Source organism: Pseudomonas sp. HMSC057H01, from assembly GCF_001836405.1.
In the GTDB taxonomy this organism is placed as follows: domain Bacteria; phylum Pseudomonadota; class Gammaproteobacteria; order Pseudomonadales; family Pseudomonadaceae; genus Pseudomonas; species Pseudomonas aeruginosa.
Genome location: NZ_KV828494.1, coordinates 1 through 3,141, shown reverse-complemented (window position 1 = coordinate 3,141; position 3,141 = coordinate 1). Strand labels below are relative to the sequence as shown.

The window sequence follows — 3,141 nt, the reverse complement described above, 5'->3', positions numbered from 1 at the left end:
GCCAGCGCCGCCCCCTTCACCTCCCCCGGCGACCGCGACCTGATCCGCGACCGCCAGCAGCGCCTGCTGGACGAACAGCGCAAGCGCCTGGAGGAACTCCAGCAACTGCCCGGCAAGGGAGCGCCCGCCGCTGCGGATGCCTCCGGCGACGACGAGCGCTGCTTCGAGATCCGCCGCATCGAGATGGAAGGCGCCGGGCACCTCGGCGAAAGCGCGCGTCGCCAACTGCTGGCGCCCTACCAGGGGCGCTGCCTGGGCGTCGGCCAGCTCAATGCGCTGCTCAAGGCCGTCACCGACCATTACCTGGATCGCGGCTACGTCACCACCCGCGCCTACCTGCCACAGCAGGACCTGGCCTCCGGGACCCTGCGCATCATCGTCGTCGAAGGCCGCCTGGAGGGCCTGGACAGCTCCGCGCTGGCCAGCCCGCGCGAACTGGCGATGAGCTTTCCGGGCAGGACCGGCGAGTTGCTCGACCTGCGCGAACTGGAGCAACTGGTCGACCAGTTGAGTCGCCTGCCGTCGCGCCAGGCGCAACTGGAGCTAGTGCCCGGCAGCGAGGTCGGCGGCAGCCGAGTGCGTCTCAAGGGCGAGCGCGACAAGCCCTGGCGGGTCTCCGCCACGCGCAACAACGACGGCGACGTCAGCACCGGCGAGCAGCAGATGGGCCTGGGTCTGGACTGGGACAGCCCGCTGGGCCTGGCCGACCAGCTCAACCTGCGCGCCAACCGCGACGCGGTGACCGACCGCTGGCGCCATTCCGACAGCCAGAGCCTGTTCTACAGCCTGCCCTGGGGCTGGTGGACCTTCACCTACGGCTACAGCCAGAGCGACTACCGCACGCGCAACGAGGCCAGCGGCTTCCCCTTCAAGCTCGATGGCGACAGCCGCAGCCACCAGTTCCGCGCCGAACGCGTGCTGCACCGCGACGGTGTGAGCAAGACCGCCATGAGCCTGGGGCTCAGCCACCAGCGCACCAACAACTATGTCGAAGACACCCGCCTGGAAGACCAGAGCACGCGGATCACCGAGACCCAGCTCGGCTTCAACCATGGCCGGCGGATCGGCAGTGGCTTCGTCAACCTCGACCTCGGCTGGCAGCAGGGCATCGGCGCCCTTGGCGCGCAGGGTCGCGGCCACCCGCAGGCGGGCGATCCGAATGCGCGCTACGACAAGTACAGCCTGACCCTCAGCTACCTGCAGCCGTTCCAGCTATGGGGCGAGCGCTTCAGCTTCGACAGCCTGGCCACCGGGCAAAGGAGTGAGGACGTGCTGTTCAGCCCGCAGCGCATCAGCCTCGGCGGCAACAGCTCGGTGCGCGGCTTCAAGGACCAGACCCTGACCGGCGACAGCGGCGGCTACTGGCGCAACCAGTTGCGCTGGCGGCGTGCGGTGGAATGGGCGCCGCTGCGGCCCTGGCTGCAGGAATACGGCGTGGCCTTCGCCTACGACGTCGGCGTGATCCGCCACGACCGCTACAACGACGGCGCCAGCGGGCGCATGAGCGGCAACGCCATCGAACTGGATGCCCGCGGCCGCTATTTCGCCGCCAGCGTCGGCTTCGCCCGCTCGCTGGAGCGGCCCAGCGCCATCGAGCGGCGCGAGCACCCGATCTATTTCCGGGTCGACGCGTTCTTCTGAAGACGCGGCGACCTCCTGAACGCTTTAGGAAAGCGCCTACCTGCATCGAGGCCCTTTCCTTGGAAAACCTTGCTTAACCTCGCCGGGCCCCTACCCGCCAAGGAGTAACGATATGGACATCCGCAGCCCGCTGAACCAGTGCATCGCCCTGTCCCTGGCCGGCATCCTGTTCCTCAACCCGATCGTCGCCGCGGCGGCGGGGCTGGCGCTGGACAAGGCCGCCGGCGGCAACACCGGCCTGGGCCAGGCGGGCAACGGCGTGCCCATCGTCAATATCGCCACGCCCAACGGCGCCGGGCTGTCGAACAACCATTTCCGCGACTACAACGTCGGCGCCAACGGGCTGATCCTCAACAACGCCACCGGCAAGACCCAGGGTACCCAGCTCGGCGGGATCATCCTCGGCAACCCCAACCTCAAGGGCCAGGCGGCGCAGGTGATCCTCAACCAGGTCACCGGCGGCAACCGCAGCACCCTGGCCGGCTACACCGAGGTGGCCGGGCAGTCGGCGCGGGTGATCGTCGCCAACCCGCACGGCATCACCTGCCAGGGCTGCGGCTTCATCAACACGCCGCGCGCGACCCTCACCACCGGCAAGCCGATCATGGACGGCCAGCGCCTGGAGCGCTTCCAGGTGGATGGCGGCGACATCGTCGTCGAAGGCGCCGAACTGAACGTCGGCAACCTCGAACAGTTCGACCTGATCACCCGCAGCGCCAAGCTCAACGCCAAGCTCTACGCGAAGAACCTCAACATCGTCACCGGCCGCAACGACGTCCAGGCCGACAGCCTGCAGGCCACGCCGCGCGCCGCCGATGGCAGCGAGAAGCCACAGCTGGCGATCGACAGCTCGGCGCTGGGCGGGATGTACGCCGGGGCGATCCGCCTGGTCGGCACCGAGCAGGGCGTGGGGGTGAAGCTGGCCGGCGACATGGCCGCCAGCGGCGGCGACATCCGCATCGACGCCAGCGGCAAGCTGAGCCTGGCCCAGGCCTCCAGCCAGGGCGACCTGAAGATCGCGGCCCAGGCCGTGGAGCTGAACGGCAAGACCTACGCCGGTGGCAGCGCCGAGATCCGCAGCGCGGAGGAACTGGTCAACCGGCAGAGCCTGGCGGCGCGCGAACGCATCGCGCTGGAGGCGGCGCATATCGACAACGCCGGGGTGATCGAAGCCGGCGTCGAGCCAGACGAGCGGCGCAACGCGCGCGGCGACCTCGAGCTGCGCAGCGGCACCCTGCGCAACGCCGGCAGCCTGGTGGCCAGCCGCGCGCTGGAAGCGAAGGCGAGCCAGGCGCTGGACAACCAGGGCGGCAGCCTGAAGGGGGCGACCGTCCGGGTCGACGCCGGGCACCTGGACAACCGTGGCGGCAAGCTGCTCGCCGAGGGCGAACTGCGGGTCGAGGCGAGCAGCCTGGACAACCGCCAGGACGGCCTGTTGCAGAGCCGGGACCGCGCCGTGGTCAAGACCCGTGGCGATCTCGACAACCGTGGCGGCCAGGT

General features: G+C 69.8%; 2 protein-coding genes. Both read left to right on the top strand.

The annotated features are described in order from the left end of the window. Positions 1–1,641: two-partner secretion system transporter TpsB2 (gene tpsB2, locus HMPREF2581_RS19105; RefSeq protein ID WP_033988148.1), on the top strand; the 1,641-nt coding region annotated here is incomplete at its 5' end. A 112-nt stretch (positions 1,642–1,753) separates the two neighbouring features. Beyond that, positions 1,754–3,141: filamentous hemagglutinin N-terminal domain-containing protein (locus tag HMPREF2581_RS19100; protein WP_003136940.1), on the top strand; the 1,388-nt coding region annotated here is incomplete at its 3' end.